Raw genomic sequence first — 15,606 nt, 5'->3', positions numbered from 1 at the left:
CTGGACCTTGAGCGCATCCAGTGAGTCGAGACAGCACATCACCATCATCATGAGGTTCTCGGTGTCCAGGGGGAGCGTTTTACAGCGTGCCTTCCCTGAACTCACGTCCGCGCAGCCAAAGGAAGATAACGGGCGTGACGATGAGGATGTGGATCAAACTGGAGATCATGCCGCCGATGACGGGGGTGGCGAGGGGTTGCATGACTTCGGCTCCTTGGCGGTGGCTCCACATGATGGGCAATAGGCTGGCGACGATGGTGGCGACGGTCATGACCTTGGGCCGCAGGCGCAGGCGTGCGCCATCTTTGACGGCTTGCACGAGGTCAGCATAGGCGAAGGCTTTGCCAAGTGCTGCCATTCGGGCTTTCACGGTTTCTTCGAGATAGACGACCATGACGACGCCGGTCTGAACGGCGGTGCCAAAGAGGGCGATGTAGCCGACCCAAACGGCACCGTTGAAGTTGTAACCGAGGAGCTTTTGCAGCAGCACACCACCGCTGAGGGCAAAGGGCACGGCGAGCATGACGTGCGCGGCTTCCAAGGCGCTGTGATAGACGATGTAGAGCAGCACGAAGATGATGAGCAGCACGATGGGGAAGACGATCTGCATGGTCTGCACAAAGCGGCGCTGGTTTTCATACTCGCCGGTCATTTTGTAGGTCATGCCCTCCCAATCAATCGTCTTGAGCTTCTGCTCGACCTCCAGCACGAAGCCGCCGAGGTCGCGATCCTGCACGTTGGCCTGCACATAGGAGCGGAGGCGTCCGTTCTCGCTGGCGATCTCGTTCGCGCCGACTTCGCGGGTGATCTTGGCAACCATGCCGAGCGGGATGTAGGTGACGGGTGTGTTGCCCGCGCTGGATGCCATGCCTGCGGCGGGTGCGGCTGCGGCTCCGCCCGTCATGCCACCGCCACCGCCCATCGGAGCGGCACCGGATGCGCTCATGCCCTGACGTGCGGCGACGAGGATGCTGCTGAGCTTTTCGATGTCGTCACGCTCACCGCGCTGCACGCGGATCTGGATGGGGAAGCGCTGTCGGCCTTCGATGGTGGTGCTGACGTTTTTGCCGCCGATGGCAATCTCCACGGCGTCGAGCACGTCTTTGGCGCTGAGGCCGTAGCGGGCCATGGCCTGGCGATCCACCTGGATGTTGAGGTAGGGCTTTCCCTGCACTCGTGATGGCGAGACTCCGGCGGCTCCTTCGATGCTGTTGATGAGCTTTTCGATCTCGAAGGCTTTGCGCTGAATCTTGTCGAGGCTGTCGCCATAAATCTTCACGCCGACTTGGGCGCGGATGCCGGTGTAGAGCATGAGGATACGGTTTTCGATGGGTTGGAGAAAGGCGGGCACATAGCCGGGCACTTGCTTCATCTTCTCCGTGAGTTCGGCTTTCAGTTTCTCGACGGTCATGCCGTCACGCCATGCGGGATTGCGTTTCACGCTCCAGCGGCCATCGGGGATGTATTCGGGTTTGAGCATGATGGTCGTCTCCAGCATCTCGGTGGGTGCGGGATCGGTGGCCGTTTCAAAGCGGCCCAGCTTGCCTGCGACGGACTCGACCTCCGGCGTGGCGGCGATGACGGTGTCCTGCCAGGACATGACGCGCTGGATTTCCTTGAGGCCGGTCTTCGGCATCATCACGGGCATGTAGAGCAGGCTGCCTTCATTGAGCGGCGGCATGAATTCTTTGCCAAAGCCGGTGACGACATCAGCAAGGCGCGGGTAGCCCGCATCGCGGAGCTGCTTCACGGTGGCGCGTGGCAAACCAAAAGCGGTGAGCAGTGCCACGCCGAGGATCATCATCGCCATGCCGATGACGGTTTTGCGATGATTGAGCGCCCAGTTCAGCGTCGGCTCGTAAAGACGCAGAAGGAACTTCATCACGACGTTGCTTTCCTCGGAATGAAACGGGCCACGCACGAGCAGTGAGCAGAGCACGGGCACCAGCGTGACGGCGAGCAGCGTGGAGCCGATCATGGCAAAGGTCTTGGTGAAGGCGAGCGGGTGGAACAGTTTTCCTTCCTGTCCGCTGAGCGCAAACACGGGCACGAAGGCGAGGATGATGATCGCCATGGCAAAGAAGATGGGCCGCCCGACCTGCGTGCAGGCGGTGAGCGTGACATCCCAGGTTTCTTGGGCGCTGAGTCGCCCGCCTTTTTTGTGCTCGGCTTCTTCACAGTGTCGGATGACGTTTTCCGTGACGACGATGGCCGCGTCCACCAGCACGCCGATGGCGATGGCGATGCCGGTGAGGGACATGATGTTGCTGGTGATGCCAAACTCCTTCATCAGCAGGAAGGAGATCAAAATCGAGATCGGCAACGGCAGCGTGACGATGAGGATGCTGCGGAAGTGCCAGAGGAAAATGATGTGGGCGAGCGTGACGAGGATGAACTCCTCCAGCAGCGCGTGCTTGAGCGTGCCGATGGTGTTGTCGATGAGTTCGCTGCGATCATAGAACGGCTTGATGGTGACGCCCGGCGGCAGGCTGGGAGCGATTTGCGTGATCTTCTCCTTGATGCGTTCGATCACCGCCTTGGCATTCTCACCCGTGCGCATGACCACGGTGCCGCCGACGGCTTCCTGGCCGTTCAAGTCGAGCGCACCACGCCGAAAGTCGCCGCCGATCTGCACGGTGGCGATGTCCTTCAAGTAAATCGGCGTGCCTTCCATGGCCTTCACCGTGACGAGTTCGAGGTCTTCGACACTGGTGACGAGGCCGATGCCGCGCAGCACAAACTCGGCTCCATTTTCCTCCACCACCTTGCCGCCGACATTGAGATTCGCGCTCTGCACCGCTGTCATCACGTCCATGAGCGTGACATTGACCGCACGCATCTTGGTGGAGTTCAGCTCGACCTGATACTGCTTCACAAAGCCGCCGATGCTCGCCACCTCGGCCACGCCTTGCACACTGGCGAGTTGATAGCGCACATACCAGTCTTGTAGCGAGCGCAGCGCGGCGAGGTCGTAGCCGCCATCCTGCGCTTTGGCAGGATCGACATGGAAGTAGTATTGATACACCCAGCCGAGGCCGGAGGCATCGGGGCCTAGCTGCGGCTTCACGCCTTCGGGCATGGAGGCTTGCAGGTAGTTCAGCCGCTCCAGCACTCGCGCCCGTGCAAAGTAGGTGTCCACCTTGTCCTCAAAGATGATAGTGATGAGCGAGAAGCCGAACATGGAGGTCGCTCGCACCTCTTTGACTCCTGCCAGACCTTGCAGGCCGGTGGAAAGCGGGAACGTCACTTGGTCTTCCACCTCCTGCGGGCTGCGGCCCATCCACTCGCCATAAACGAGCACTTGGTTCTCCGTGAGATCGGGAATGGCATCGACAGGCGTGAGGTAGATGGCACGCACGCCAAGCGCAATGAGCAGCAGCGCGGCACAGGCGACGAGGAACCTGTTTTTCAGGCTCCAGTGAATGATGGCCTCGATCATGATGGGTAAGTCTTGAGATTAGTGAGGCATGACGAGCGCGAGCGCCGCCATTGCGAGCATCAGGCCATCTTCGATGATGGTGACGGTGGACATGGGCAGACGAAAGACGGTGCCGAGGCAGGCGCAGCGGATGGCCCGCCTGGAGAGCACGGCCCGCAGCACACCTGCGAGGCTCACGGCCATGACGACCAACGTGATGCTGTTCACGGCCATGGGGGCCACATTGGCGAGGTAGGCCAGTCCGAGACCCAGCTCGATGAAGGGATACACGAAACCATAAACAGGCACGGCTCTGGCGACGAGATCATAGCCGCGATACGCATCTGCGAAGCCGCGAGGATCGAGCAGCTTGAAGAAGGAAAAGGCGATGAAGAAGCCGCCCATGAAAAGCCGCATAGCGAGTGCCGTGCTCCAGCTTCCAGTCGCCAACATCGCTGCTGAGATGACAGCAAGCAGGTAGATCAAGAGCAAGATCAGAGGCCGGTAAGTGGTGGCATCTGCGGCAGGTAGTGATGGCTCTATCACCGTGGATTTGACGCGGTAGTGACCAAGCGGTTGCAGCCAGGTGTTCAACTCGTCGTCAGCCAATGCTTTTCGACTCGTGATGGTGGCTTGGGGTGGCTGCAAGGTGACTTCAGCCGCGATGATTTCGGGGTGTTCGAGAAGTCTGCCAGTTATTTTTGTCACACAAGAGCCGCAGCTCATGCCTTCGAGGGGATGCGTTGACTTCAAGCCTGGCTCGACGTTGTAGGTGTGGGCGATCAGGGCTTTTGTGTCATCAATAAGATTCTTGATTTGGTTCATGGTATTGTCGGGGGGTGCGGTTCTTATGGTTGGATTTCCTTCACGCACTCCAGCATGTCAGCGCCGAAGTAGGGATTGTGTCCTGGGCGTGTGCCGAGCTGCACCCAGCGGCCTTTGGCGGGGACATCGGGGATGATTTGATTCACCATCATGCATTCCCAGACTTTGAACTCGGGAGCGCCCTTGGCGGTGCGCAGAGGCTCGATCAAAGCGGTGACTGCGGTGGAAAAGGTGTGGAAGGCGATGCGTGCCTTCATGATGTCCGTGAAGCCGTGGAAATGCCGCGCTTTGTCTAGCGCATCGAGTTTGGGCTTCAGGGCGGCGTTGGATTTCAGAGTGTCGATCAGCTCGCCGGTCTGCATCATCGCGGGTTCGCTGGCTTTATTGAAGGCGGCGAGATCGTCGGCGGAGAGGGCGGCAGCCATCGCGTCGGCCACTTTGATGAAGTTGCTGATGACTTGCTGCTGCGGTGCGGTGAGATCGGGCATCGCCATGGCGGGTGCCATCGGCTGTACTGGCGACATGAAGGAGCGGTTCATCTCCGCCTGTCCGTCGATGAGCAGGTTGCCATTCGTCACGATCTTGTCGCCGGGCTTGATGCCGGAAAGTATTTCCAGCAGCGAGTCGCCGCGCCGCCCGATCTTCACCACGCTACGCGCATAGGCACCACCGCCTTGATCGACATAGACCACGGCCTCGGGGCCGGTCTGCATGACGGTGGACTTTGGCACGGTGAGCACTTCCCGCAGCTCCACCTTCACCGAGCCATCGGCATAGAGACGATGCAGCAATTCGCGGCGGCCGTTCACGAGTGGATTTGGCAGTTCCACACGAACTTGGGTTGAACGCGTCGCTTCATCAAAGTTCGGGTCGATGAAAGTGATCTCACCTGTGAAGGTTTTGCCGGGAACCGAAGGCGTGGTGACCTCTACCTTTTGCCCGAGCTTGATCCAGGGCATGTCCTGCTCGTAGGCGCGAAATTGAAACCACATGATGCTGAAGTCGGCGATGGCGAAGAGTTTCTGCCCCATGGTGACATACTGGCCTTCATAAACATCATGCTCGACCACCGTGCCGGTCAGCGGGGATAGAATCTCCGAGTTCAGCGCATCGGCGGGCTTTTTCTCCAGCGCCTCGATCTGTGCCGGAGTGAGGCCCATCTGCCGCAGCCGCAGCGCGGTGTTCTTTTTCAGTTCACCCGTGAGCTGGCGATACTCCCGCTCGGCCTGTAGCAGTGCGGGGCTGTAGATCAGAGCCAGCGGCTCCCCTGCGACCACTTCAACGCCATGATGATTGGCAAAGAGCTGGTCCACGCGGCCATCCACATAGGCACTGATGATCCGATGCCGCCGCTCGTCATCATCCATCATCCCTGCCACGCGAAGCGTCTTCATAAGCGGCTGCACTTTGGCCTCCACGGTCTGCACCTGCATGACCTGGATTTGATTCTGCGTGAGCGGCACCACATCGCCGCCACCTGCGTCGAAACCTTTGTCTCCTTCATAAACGGGCGTCAGCTCCATGCCGCAGATGGTGCAGCGGCCCGGCTTGTCGCTTTTGATCCAGGGGTGCATGGCGCTCTGATAAAAAAGCACCTTCCGCTCTGTGGATGCGGGCGCGGTGCTCATGCTGGATGAATGATTGCCGCGCAAGAACCAGCCTGCGGCGGCTGCGGCGACGAGAAGAATGAGTGTGAGGAAAGTTTTCATGGGATCAGGGACGTGAGGGTTGTGCGAAGCCGCCGGTGAGTGCGGTGAGGTTTTGCAGGGCAACCTGCCAGGTGGCGAGCGCCCGCTGGTGCTCCATGTGCGCCTCCAGCAGGGCGCGGCGGGCATCGAGCACATCGAGCAGCGTGGCCTTGGACGACACCCAGGCGTTTTGCAGCGACTCGACGGTCTTCTCTGACTTTGGCACTACCTCCGTGACGTAGGCGTTCACGAGTTGCTGGTTGTTCCGGGCTTCGGTGATGAAGACGGAGAGCTGGGTGTAGAGCGTGCGCTGTTGCGCGGCCAGATCACCCTGCGCGGCTTCGTGCAGTTGGTCGGCGCGGGCGATGTCGGCCTCGTAGGCTTTGCGATTGAACCACGGCAGCGTCATTTTGAAGTTCAGCATCGCCATCGTGTCCTGAAGGGTGCCCTGGGAGTAGGTGTTGACCTGGAGGCCCATGGAGAAGGCGGGCTTGCGCTTCTCACGCGCTGCCATGGTTTCCGCCTGCGCGGCTTCGATCTGATGGCGCAGCGAGGCGAGCGCGGGATTGTCCCGCTCCAGTCGCACTTTCAGCGCCGTGGCACTGGCGTGATCCTGAGCCTGCGCGGGAAGTGACAAAGACGGCCACGGGGCATCCGCAGCACGGCCCAGCAAGAGATTCAGTGTGGTGGCGAACTGGCCGCGCTGACGCCGCGCACTGGCGAGCACTTGCTGCTTCACCGCGAGTTCGCTTTCCAGTCGCAGCGTTTCCGTGGCGCTGGCATCGGGGTTCTTTGCGCGTTCTTCCGCCGTCTTCACGATGGTTTCCAGCCAGGCCACGTTCTCAGCTTGAAGCCGGATCACCTCATCCGAGAGAGCGAGTTCCAGAGTTGCCTGAGCCACCATGAGGCCCAGCTCATTCGCGATCTGTTTCTGCATCGCGGCTTGGGCGAGCTGTTCGGCAGTGGCGCGGCTTTTCTCCGCACGATACAGTCCGCGACGAGGCAGCATTTGATCCACGCCCACGGCGATGTCCCCCTGGCCCTGGCGGTTCATGTTGCTGGCAAACAAAGTGCCCAAGCCGAGCTGCGGGTCTTCCCAAAGGCGAATGGAGCCGATGGCCGACGTGGCCGCCTGAGTGCGGGCAGCGGCGGCCTGCACGGAGGGATGCGTGGCGGCGGCTTCTTTGGCGAGCCGCTGGATGAGCGCCGGAGTGGCGGGAGTGCTGTCGGCGGCCTGGGCCGCGAGTGCTGCTGCCAGGGACAGCGCCAGGGCAGAAAGTGATGATGTGGTCTTCATGGTATCCTCATTGAAAAAATGCTTCGTTTCGGGTCCGTGCCTCGCGTGATGCGGGCACAATGCGCCTGTGAAAACGAGCTTTCGTCAGATGAGGAGGGCGCAGTGCAGCGCCAGAGCAGGCGGGCAGTGCGGCAGGAAGGCATCCGGTGCCAGAGGCCGTGCCGCTTTCTGCAAAACGAGCGGAGCGAACGTCTGCGTGAAAACATTCACCAGCACCGGCATGAACTTGACCGGCTGGCCCTGCGAAGCGGGGGCTGCGGGCGCAGGCTTTGCCGGCTTTTGCATCGGGGCCATGCCGCATTCACACACCGGGCCTGAACAGCAACCGAGTGTGCAAGGGGCAGCTTTGGCTTCCTTGCCTTGCATGCATGAAGGGCGGGAGACAGACGCACCCGCCACCTGCACCATCAGGAAGATGGCGGCGAGGATGAGTCTGGTGCAGGCGTGTTTCATGGGGGCAAAGTCAGTTGGGTGTGGCGGGTGTAACTCCTTGCGTGAGCTAACCCCTCAAAATCGCTCGAAAATGTCTGGTGGCAAGTTTAGCGGGTGAGGTATTCAAAGATGTCAAATGCAGGTCAGGGTTTTGCTGGCAGTAGCGAATTCTTGGCTGGTTCGACGGTATAGCCCGCTTCGCTTAACGCCTGTCGCACTGCGACGATTGTCTGCCGAGTATCCGCTGTGACGGTGGAGACATGAACAGTGCGCGTGGCGTAGTTCACTTCGGTGGCTAGCACCCCGGGAATGTGGCGCAGAGATTCGTTCAGTCCGGTGGCGCAGGCTTCACAGGTCATTCCGCCGACGGTCAGAGTGGTGACCTCGCCGCCGGTTTCATGGGAGGTCGAGTTACCGGAGGTGGCAAGCCAGCCTGCATACTTCGGGAAGGCCGCGAAGACAAGGACGAGGGCCGTGGCTAGCCAGAGCATCCAGCAGGAGCGCTTGCGTGCGCCGGAATTGGTGGTGCAAGCGCCGTCAACATCGCAGCAGTTGTTGCGGAAATAGACCAGGTAGAACCCGGCCCCGAGCAGCACAAAGGTGATGCCCAGCAGCACTGGACGCCAGGTCTCGAAGAAGCCGGATACTCCCGCCGTCGAGGCACCGAAGGCGATGAGCAGCAAAGGCAGCCAGCAGCACGCGGAGGCTAGCATGGCGCTGAAGACCGCGCCGAGTCCAAGCCAGCCGCTTCGCGGGCGCGGGGTGGTCGTTTTCGTTTTGACAGCCGATGCGTCTGTGGTGCAGCAGGAACCGCAATCGGTTTCTCTACTCGTGGTTGCGTCCTGCACGCTTTGCGCCGATTTCACCACCTTGGAGACATTGCCGAGGCAGCAGGAGCCCTGCGGATTGTTGCGCTCGCAGGCATCGAGTCCTTTGGAGCAGTTGTCCTTGATCGCTTGCGGCACGGAGGAGCGCCCGGCTTTCTTCACCTCCGCTGTGATCTCCTCCACGGTATGCGAAAAACAGTAGCAGACAGGACGCCGGGGATCGTCGCTCTTTTGAAAGACCGGGTGGCGCACCTGGTCCAGCGAGATCGTCACGCCACCTTCCTCCCGGTAATAGACGACGGGGCAGTCGCGTTGGGCACAGAAGCGGAAGCCCTCCTGCGACGGCAGGGCGGCAAGCGTGTCCTCCTTCACCTGAGCGGCGAGGGTGAGGTCACTGATTTTTTTCCCGGTCTGCTGGCAGAGTGGGCAGGCGTTACTGGTGGTGATTGCCGTTTTCATAGGGATTGAAGGTGCGCCTTGAAGTATGGTATAAGGTCAACAACGATTTTATGTCCGAGCAACTAATCTTGATCGGCGCTCTCGCCACCCAGGCGGGCGTCAGCACGCAGACCATCCGCTTCTATGAGAGGGAGGGCTTGCTGCCCCGGCCCAAGCGCTCGCCCGGCGGCTACCGCGTCTATCCCGTCGCGGTCGTCGCGGAGATTCAGTTCATCCGGGAATGTCTCACGGCGGGCTTCACTCTGCGGGAGATCAAGCCAATGCTGCGCGGCCAGTCGCATGAGAGCGCTTTCGATTGTAAAAAAATATCCGAAGTTCTGAAACAGAAAATCCGCCGCATCGACGAGCAAATGGAGTCGTTGCGAACGATCCGAATCTCACTGAGCGACCTTCTGAGTGAATGTGGCGTCAGTCCGAACGCCCAAACCTGCCGGGCACTAGACACGCTTCGTGCAGGTGGGAGCGTCAAAAACTCTGGTATCCGTTCTGTCCCCCCCCAGCCAGAGGAAGGGCGACGAGGTGATACTCCTGAGTGAAGAGGGGGTGATGCCCCGTATAGGCGTGCCCCTCAAACACGCTCTTATTTCTTCTCCGCCGCCTTTACTTTGGCGACATACTTGGCGGCTTCTTTTTGAAAGTCCTTCGTGCAGGCTTTGCAGCAAAGATACACGTCAGTGCCTTCGTGGGTGACTTTGACGGCCTTGCCCATGGTGCCGAGGTCTTCATCGGAGACGACGCACTTTTTGAGTGGGTAGGTGGCTGGGACGCCAGCATCAGCGGCGGATGCGATGCCTGCGCCGAGGAGCAGACTGGAGAGGAGGGTGAGGACGAGTTTCATGATGGATTCAGAGTTTGGGTTTGTGGTTGTCCAAAGATGCGGACGTTGGGTTCAACGCCGATGCTGTGCTGACCCCTCAAGTTTCTTTTTTCCTCGAAACCGTGGCCGCAAATGAAAAGCCGCCTGCGAGGTGAGTCACAGGCGGCTTTGGAGGCTTCCAGTGTGCTTAATGCTGCGTGCAGTGGCGCAGAGCACCACCACAGGATTTGCACACATGCTTGGTGAGGCTGCCAGTCTTCATCATGGCGATGACCTGGTTCTCACACTCCGGGCAGGACATGCGGCTGGCGTCACGCAGGGTGACGATGCCTTTGTTGCCCGGCCCGTAACCCGTGGACGGCGCTTTGAAGTGTATGGTGCCGCACTTGTCACAGCTCACGGCGGCTGTGGGCGCGGAGGATGGAGCCTGGCAGGACGCGAGGACCAGCGTGCCGATGGTGGCGAGTCCGAGGAGCGAGGTGCGGATGAGTTTGGATTTCATGGTATGGATGCGTTTGGTTTGTGTTTGGTTTTCGGAGCGAGTGACTGACCCGCCCTCATCGTCTGCAACTCCACCACCAGGAAAACCCCTCCAGCTTCACAATCCGCGCCTCATCGAGCGCAAGATCAGCGCGTCACAGGCTGGCATCAAGCATCTGACGAAGCATCTGACGTGCTCGATAAACACGCACTTCCACCGCTTTGACCGAACAACGCAAAACCGCTGCGATCTCGGCTTGGCTCATCTGCTCGACGGCGAACAGCAACAAAGCCTCCCGCAACTCAGCGGGCAATCTGGCGATGGCCTTGTTCACCAGCGCGGCCTTTTCGTTGAGCGCGGCGGCGTCGTCCGGCGTGAGTTGTGGATCGACCGGATCATGGGTCAGCTCACCAGCCTCATCCTCCATGGGGACGGTGGGATGCCTGCCTTTCCACCGGGCATGACTGCGGGCAAGATTTGCCGCGATGTGAAAGAGGTAGGTCGAAAAGGCAGCGGTTGGCTTGTAGCTTTTCCGACTGGTGTAGAGACGGACGAAGGTTTCCTGCGCTAGATCGGTGGCCGTGGCATGATCTCCGACCATGCGGAGGAGGAAGGACGCCACTCGATCACGCCAGCGGTGCATCAGCTCGTTCAACGCCAGATCCTCGCCCGCAGCGAGCTTCTGCATGAGCTGAATGTCCTCCTCGTCTTGATAGCTCATGAGTGGCACGCGTGGTTAATGCCCGTGGCTGACGGGTTCCGCCGCCACGCCGATGACCTGCGGCAGCATGGCATCGAGATATTGGCGTGCCTGGGCCTCGGTCATGAGTCCTGCTGTTTGCTGAAGGTGCCGCAATAGAGCCTTCTGACATTCGACGTGAACGGCGGCCTGCTCTTGCAAGGCGGCATCAAGCTCCGGCGTGGACAGGTTTCCTTGAGAAGCGAGGTGGCTGAGCTTTTTCCGTGCCGCCACCACTTCCATGCACATGGCCTCGCAGGTGGGTTTGTAGGCGAGGTGCAGGGCTTTGACTTTCTCAAACTGGGCGTCATCGAGCTTGAGTTCCTGGTGCAGCCATTCCAGCTCGGGCAGCATCGTCTCGCCGTCATGCGAAGTGGCGTCCAGCCGGGTTCCGCACTGACATTGGTTGCGCGTGATGAAAAAAGCCGCCGTGGAGGCTGCCACGGCAAGAAGGAGAATGATGAGTCCGCGTTTCATGGCTGGGCGGCGAGATGCGCTGGATGCAGCGGATTGATGGATGCGAAGTAGGCCGTGCGCTGGGCGGAGGCGCTGCTCTCTCTCACAGTAAGACCACCAAGACCCGCGCCAAAGACCAGCATCACCGCAATGACGGCGACAGCGGGGGCGGGCCTGGAAATCCAGAGAAACAACGCCTCCGCGATGTCGCGCCATCCGCCAAGGGCGGACGCCGGGGAAGCTATGGAGACACGTTCCCAGACCTCGCGATTGAAAGAGGCTGGCAGTTCCATTCTGGGGTGGGACTGGCGGATGAGGGAGTCGAGTTCGTGTTCGTTCATGACGCGAAAAGGTGTCGGATGATGGGTGGAAGATCAACCCGTCAGGTCATCCGATGCCTGGCGGGCTGGAAGGGGGGCTGGCCCCTTAGTTGGCGCACTGCTTGCGCTCCGCGTTGTTGCAGTTCTTACCGGCGTGAGGCGCGGCGCAGCCGGTGTTGCATTCGATGCTTTTGTTCACCACGAGGCCGTTCTTGATGCCGTTGCTGGAGTAGCGCGTCTTGGTCTCGCAGCAGGACTTGAGGGCAGGCTTGGCGGGTGCGCTGGCCTTGGGGGTGTTGAAGGCCGGAGGCAGTCCTTTCCAAGGATTGGCACTGGCGCTGGTGGAACTGAAGCTGACGACAAGGGCGACAGCGAGGAGGGTGAGTTTCGTTTTCATGGTTGGGTTTGGTTTGCTAGTTTTGGTTCTGTTTTGGTTGGACGCGGTGTTGTGCGTTCATGCAGTGCAACTCCACGCCCCAACAAACCCCTCTGGTTTTCTGCAAAATATCTCACGCGGTTGAATAGGACGGCGCGAGCACCGTCGGAGTCCGCGCTGTCCGCATTCAAATCTGCCGGGCAGTCATTCAACCCGTCAAAACAACATTCCATGAAGTCATTCACGAACCTCTCACGCACGGCCACCGTCACGGGTGCTGTGCTCGCCCTGGCGCTTGTCGCCGCCTTCACCATGCCTGCACAGGCTGCCTATGTGGCCGATAAAGCCACGTCCACCGCACGCGCTGCGGTCATGCATCTGTGTCAGCGCTTCTGCGGCAATCATCACCATCATCACGGTCACCGCTGGTGCGGTCATGGTGAGGATTACTGGTGCCCTGGGCATTGAGCTTCGGCTCAATGCTTGCCTTCGCTTTTCTCCATCACTTTCATGAAGTGCGCACCGTCCTCAGGGGACATCAGGCGGCTGATGTCCTCATGATGACGGTGTTTTTCGTCTTTGCTGCGTGTGGGCTTGATACTGAAAGGGCTGCCGTTGCCGTGGAAGTCGAGCTCGATCTGCTTGATGCGCTCTGCCTGCTCGTCGTTGATGTGGTAGGTGGTCTTCCATCCTTCGACGGTTTTGGCAATGGAGGCGGTCTGCTGGCTGATGGAGGAAAAGTGCAGAACTAGAGCCGGAACTGCGAGGAGCAGGATCGGAACTCCGATGAGCATGGCTTTGTCACGCGGGGCCAGGGTGGTCGGCGCGGTGTCGGCTTTCTTTTTGGGCGTTCGTTTGCTCACAAATCACGCGGGTTGAGGTTTGTCGCGCCGCCCAGCAGCCGCAGCGCGTTCATGATGACCAGCAGCGTCGCGCCGGTGTCCGCGAGGATGGCGAGCCATAGGCTGGTGTGGCCGGTGAAGGCGAGGATGAGGAAGATGGCCTTCACGACGAGGGCGAAGGTGACGTTGAACTGGATGATGCGCAGGGTGCGGCGGCCTAACGCGATGGCTTCGGCCACTCTTGTGAGATCGTCCTTCATCAAAGCCATGTCGGCGGTCTCGATGGCGGTGTCGCTGCCGATGGCTCCCATGGCGATGCCGACACTGGCGAGGGCAAGCGCGGGGGCGTCATTCACGCCGTCGCCGATCATGCCGACGTGGTGATGCGCGGCCATGAGGCGGCGGATGTGCTCGATCTTTTGCTCGGGCATGAGGTCGCCGTGGGCTTCATCTATGCCGGCAAGACGGGCGATGGCATCCACGGTGCGCTGGTTGTCCCCGCTGAGCATGACGATGTTTTCGATGCCTGCCTCATGCAACAGGGTGAGCGCGTCAGCGGCTTCCGGGCGCAGGGTGTCGCCGATGCTGAGGATGCCGAGCGCTGCACCTGCGCAGCCTTCATGCGGCGTGTGGCCGAGAATGGCGAGGGATTCCCCACGGTTTTCGATTTCCGCGAGACGTGCCTCGATTTCGGGCGAGCAGACGCCGAGTTCGTGGGCGAGCTTGTGATTGCCGATGAAGTGCGGATGACCTTCGATGGCGGCGCTGGCACCGCGTCCAGTGATGGAGCGATAATCCGCAGCAGGTTCGGGTGTGATGCCACGCTCCAGCGCGGCCTCCACCACGGCCTGGGCGAGCGGGTGTGTGGAATGGATGTCGATGGCAGCGGCACGGCGCAGCACTTCGTTTGCGTTGAGTCCTGCCAGGGCGATGACCCCGGTGACCCGAGGTTTCCCCTGCGTGATGGTGCCTGTTTTATCGACCGCGAGGGCACGCAGCCTGCCCACGGCCTCAAGATAAGCGCCGCCTTTGATGAGCACGCCGCGCCGTGCCAGTGCGGTGAGGCCGGAGACGATGGAGACGGGTGTGGCGATGACGAGCGCACAAGGACAGGCGATGACGAGCAGCACGAGGGCGCGATACGTCCACTCCGACCATGCGCCGCCCATGAGCAGCGGCGGCAGCAGGGCAACGAGGAGCGCGACAATAAACACAGCAGGCGTGTAGATCGTGGCGAACTTGTCCACGAAGCGCTGGGTGGGCGCTTTCTGCTCCTCGGCCTCCTCGACCAGCTTGATGATGCGGGCGAGGGTGGAGTCTGCGGCGGCTTTCGTCACCTGCACGGTGAGCGAGCCTTCGCCATTGATGGTGCCTGCAAACACGGTGTCGCCCGGCTTTTTGTCCACGGGCACGGATTCACCTGTGATGGGTGCCTGGTTCACGCTGGAGCTGCCATCGAGCACTTTTCCATCGAGCGGAATGCGTGCGCCGCTGCGGATGCTGATCTCCGCGCCCACAGGCACCTCCTTCACGTCCGTTTCGATCAGACTGCCATCCTTAGATCGCATCAAGGCCGTCTCGGGGGCGAGCTTGAGCAATGACGCAATGGCACGCCTGGCCCTGCCGACGCTCCAGGACTCCAGCAACTCTGAAAGGGCGAACAAGAAGACGACGGCGGCACCTTCCGCGCCTTCGCTGACGAGCCATGCGCCGGTGACGGCCACGGTCATGAGCACGTTCATGTCGAGCTTTGCTTTTTGCAGTGCTTTGAATGCGGCGGGAAAGACCAGCAGGCCGCCGGACAAGGTGGCGAGCGCAAACAGCGCCGTGTGCAGCGCGGCGGCTCCGACATCAAGGAAGCGCAACGCCATCCCGAGCGTGAGCGTCACGCCGGAGGCAATGACGAGCGCATTGCGCGGCAGCGGTGTGTCATCATGCCCGTGCTCGCAAGAGCCGCAGGGCTTGGATTCAGCGGGGAGATTTTCAGTGCTCATGATTCAAGAAAATAAAATGGTGTGTGGCTGAATAGCCGCGCTGGCGCTGCGTCCGACTGACATGCCGCACTTTGGCGGCGAACACTCAAACCCAACGCAACATGAAAAAGCTCATCACCCTCCTGGCGGTCACTGCCAGCTTCGCCGTCCTCACTCCTGCCGCTGTGCAGGCGGGAGATCATCATTCCTCCGGTCATGGTTCCAGCCACGGCGGGGGACACCATTCCGGTCATGGCTCCAGCCACGGCAGCGGGTATTACACGCCAAGTCACGGCTCCGGCCATGGCAGCGGACACTACACGCCGAGCCACGGCTCCAGCCACTACACCCCAAGTCACGGCAGCTACGGCGGGCACAGCGGCAACCGGTATTATGTGCCGAATCCGGGGCACGGCTCCGGCCATCGCAGCAGCAGCGGAGGCCACATCAGTCTGCCTGGATTCCATTTCAGAATAAGCAGGAGGAAAAACAGACCCGCAAACTGAAAATCGAGACATAATTCTGACAACAAGGGGTGGGTCAAAATTCAATGCAAATCCCGGGTCAAATTTGGGTGCAAATCAACAGATATCGACAACCTCTCGCGCAACCAAGACATCGCGGTCGGACTGCAAGTGATCTTGAAGCCACGGGCC

General features: G+C 60.6%; 17 protein-coding genes. 3 read left to right on the top strand and 14 right to left on the bottom strand.

Translation table 11 applies throughout. The annotated features are described in order from the left end of the window. Window positions 1-79: 79 nt before the first annotated feature. From IAE77_RS28115 to IAE77_RS28090, 6 genes are all read right to left on the bottom strand, one after another. Complete coding sequence (locus tag IAE77_RS28115) at window positions 80-3,439, bottom strand: efflux RND transporter permease subunit (RefSeq protein ID WP_294234273.1); 3,360 nt, start codon at window positions 3,437-3,439, stop codon at window positions 80-82. 18 nt (window positions 3,440-3,457) lie between these two features. Beyond that, a complete protein-coding gene (locus IAE77_RS28110) occupies window positions 3,458-4,243 on the bottom strand; it encodes a heavy metal-associated domain-containing protein (protein ID WP_294234270.1) in 786 nt (261 codons plus the stop codon). A 23-nt stretch (window positions 4,244-4,266) separates the two neighbouring features. Beyond that, window positions 4,267-5,952 (bottom strand): efflux RND transporter periplasmic adaptor subunit, encoded by a 1,686-nt coding sequence (locus IAE77_RS28105; RefSeq protein ID WP_294234265.1) that lies wholly within the window; start codon window positions 5,950-5,952, stop codon window positions 4,267-4,269. Window positions 5,953-5,956: 4 nt separating this feature from the next. Next, window positions 5,957-7,228, bottom strand: a complete 1,272-nt coding sequence (locus IAE77_RS28100; protein ID WP_294234264.1) for a TolC family protein — start codon at window positions 7,226-7,228, stop codon at window positions 5,957-5,959. 84 nt (window positions 7,229-7,312) lie between these two features. Next, window positions 7,313-7,681, bottom strand: a complete 369-nt coding sequence (locus IAE77_RS28095) for a hypothetical protein (RefSeq protein WP_294234261.1) — start codon at window positions 7,679-7,681, stop codon at window positions 7,313-7,315. A gap of 122 nt (window positions 7,682-7,803) precedes the next feature. Then, window positions 7,804-8,946, bottom strand: a complete 1,143-nt coding sequence (locus IAE77_RS28090) for a mercuric transporter MerT family protein (protein ID WP_294234258.1) — start codon at window positions 8,944-8,946, stop codon at window positions 7,804-7,806. 11 nt (window positions 8,947-8,957) lie between these two features. On the opposite strand from IAE77_RS28090, the gene IAE77_RS28085 reads away from it, so the two are divergent. Continuing rightward, on the top strand, window positions 8,958-9,482 hold the full coding sequence (locus tag IAE77_RS28085; protein ID WP_345781028.1) for a MerR family transcriptional regulator: 525 nt from the start codon (window positions 8,958-8,960) through the stop codon (window positions 9,480-9,482). A 44-nt stretch (window positions 9,483-9,526) separates the two neighbouring features. Here IAE77_RS28085 and IAE77_RS28080 read toward each other — a convergent pair whose 3' ends face one another. From IAE77_RS28080 to IAE77_RS28055, 6 genes are all read right to left on the bottom strand, one after another. After that, window positions 9,527-9,784: a hypothetical protein gene (locus IAE77_RS28080; protein ID WP_294234256.1), complete on the bottom strand. Its 258-nt coding sequence runs from the start codon at window positions 9,782-9,784 to the stop codon at window positions 9,527-9,529. A 166-nt stretch (window positions 9,785-9,950) separates the two neighbouring features. Beyond that, window positions 9,951-10,265 (bottom strand): hypothetical protein, encoded by a 315-nt coding sequence (locus IAE77_RS28075; protein ID WP_294234253.1) that lies wholly within the window; start codon window positions 10,263-10,265, stop codon window positions 9,951-9,953. Window positions 10,266-10,398: 133 nt separating this feature from the next. Beyond that, a complete protein-coding gene (locus tag IAE77_RS28070; RefSeq protein WP_294234250.1) occupies window positions 10,399-10,965 on the bottom strand; it encodes an RNA polymerase sigma factor in 567 nt (188 codons plus the stop codon). Between the two features lie 15 nt (window positions 10,966-10,980). Next, entirely contained in the window at window positions 10,981-11,460 is a 480-nt protein-coding gene (locus IAE77_RS28065; RefSeq protein WP_294234247.1) for a periplasmic heavy metal sensor, read from the bottom strand. Further along, window positions 11,457-11,780: a hypothetical protein gene (locus tag IAE77_RS28060; RefSeq protein ID WP_294234241.1), complete on the bottom strand. Its 324-nt coding sequence runs from the start codon at window positions 11,778-11,780 to the stop codon at window positions 11,457-11,459. Before IAE77_RS28060 ends, IAE77_RS28065 begins: the two co-directional genes overlap by 4 nt. Before the next feature lie 85 nt (window positions 11,781-11,865). Further along, a complete protein-coding gene (locus IAE77_RS28055; RefSeq protein WP_294234238.1) occupies window positions 11,866-12,156 on the bottom strand; it encodes a hypothetical protein in 291 nt (96 codons plus the stop codon). 210 nt (window positions 12,157-12,366) lie between these two features. Between IAE77_RS28055 and IAE77_RS28050 the strand changes: the two genes are divergently transcribed. Further along, on the top strand, window positions 12,367-12,603 hold the full coding sequence (locus tag IAE77_RS28050) for a hypothetical protein (protein WP_294234233.1): 237 nt from the start codon (window positions 12,367-12,369) through the stop codon (window positions 12,601-12,603). Window positions 12,604-12,611: 8 nt separating this feature from the next. Here IAE77_RS28050 and IAE77_RS28045 read toward each other — a convergent pair whose 3' ends face one another. Further along, the gene (locus IAE77_RS28045) at window positions 12,612-12,998 is read right to left on the bottom strand and encodes a hypothetical protein (protein WP_294234230.1); all 387 of its coding nucleotides are present in this window, start codon (window positions 12,996-12,998) and stop codon (window positions 12,612-12,614) included. Further along, window positions 12,995-14,971, bottom strand: coding sequence for a heavy metal translocating P-type ATPase (locus tag IAE77_RS28040; protein ID WP_294234225.1), 1,977 nt, complete (start codon window positions 14,969-14,971; stop codon window positions 12,995-12,997). Before IAE77_RS28040 ends, IAE77_RS28045 begins: the two co-directional genes overlap by 4 nt. Window positions 14,972-15,072: 101 nt before the next feature. On the opposite strand from IAE77_RS28040, the gene IAE77_RS28035 reads away from it, so the two are divergent. After that, window positions 15,073-15,456 (top strand): hypothetical protein, encoded by a 384-nt coding sequence (locus IAE77_RS28035; RefSeq protein WP_294234222.1) that lies wholly within the window; start codon window positions 15,073-15,075, stop codon window positions 15,454-15,456. The last annotated feature ends 150 nt before the right edge of the window (window positions 15,457-15,606 follow it).

It is taken from the genome of Prosthecobacter sp. (assembly GCF_014879935.1).
GTDB lineage: Bacteria > Verrucomicrobiota > Verrucomicrobiia > Verrucomicrobiales > Verrucomicrobiaceae > Prosthecobacter.
The sequence above is the reverse complement of the archived record's forward strand: the minus strand, read 5'-3'. Positions and strand labels throughout refer to the sequence as shown.

Excerpts from the sequence above, each read along its gene's own strand:
- IAE77_RS28115 (WP_294234273.1), bottom strand. The coding sequence starts at position 3,439 with ATGATCGAGGCCATCATTCACTGGAGCCTGAAAAACAGGTTCCTCGTC.
- IAE77_RS28110 (WP_294234270.1), bottom strand. The coding sequence starts at position 4,243 with ATGAACCAAATCAAGAATCTTATTGATGACACAAAAGCCCTGATCGCC.
- IAE77_RS28105 (WP_294234265.1), bottom strand. The coding sequence starts at position 5,952 with ATGAAAACTTTCCTCACACTCATTCTTCTCGTCGCCGCAGCCGCCGCA.
- IAE77_RS28100 (WP_294234264.1), bottom strand. The coding sequence starts at position 7,228 with ATGAAGACCACATCATCACTTTCTGCCCTGGCGCTGTCCCTGGCAGCA.
- IAE77_RS28095 (WP_294234261.1), bottom strand. The coding sequence starts at position 7,681 with ATGAAACACGCCTGCACCAGACTCATCCTCGCCGCCATCTTCCTGATG.
- IAE77_RS28090 (WP_294234258.1), bottom strand. The coding sequence starts at position 8,946 with ATGAAAACGGCAATCACCACCAGTAACGCCTGCCCACTCTGCCAGCAG.
- IAE77_RS28080 (WP_294234256.1), bottom strand. The coding sequence starts at position 9,784 with ATGAAACTCGTCCTCACCCTCCTCTCCAGTCTGCTCCTCGGCGCAGGC.
- IAE77_RS28075 (WP_294234253.1), bottom strand. The coding sequence starts at position 10,265 with ATGAAATCCAAACTCATCCGCACCTCGCTCCTCGGACTCGCCACCATC.
- IAE77_RS28070 (WP_294234250.1), bottom strand. The coding sequence starts at position 10,965 with ATGAGCTATCAAGACGAGGAGGACATTCAGCTCATGCAGAAGCTCGCT.
- IAE77_RS28065 (WP_294234247.1), bottom strand. The coding sequence starts at position 11,460 with ATGAAACGCGGACTCATCATTCTCCTTCTTGCCGTGGCAGCCTCCACG.
- IAE77_RS28060 (WP_294234241.1), bottom strand. The coding sequence starts at position 11,780 with ATGAACGAACACGAACTCGACTCCCTCATCCGCCAGTCCCACCCCAGA.
- IAE77_RS28055 (WP_294234238.1), bottom strand. The coding sequence starts at position 12,156 with ATGAAAACGAAACTCACCCTCCTCGCTGTCGCCCTTGTCGTCAGCTTC.
- IAE77_RS28050 (WP_294234233.1), top strand. The coding sequence starts at position 12,367 with ATGAAGTCATTCACGAACCTCTCACGCACGGCCACCGTCACGGGTGCT.
- IAE77_RS28040 (WP_294234225.1), bottom strand. The coding sequence starts at position 14,971 with ATGAGCACTGAAAATCTCCCCGCTGAATCCAAGCCCTGCGGCTCTTGC.
- IAE77_RS28035 (WP_294234222.1), top strand. The coding sequence starts at position 15,073 with ATGAAAAAGCTCATCACCCTCCTGGCGGTCACTGCCAGCTTCGCCGTC.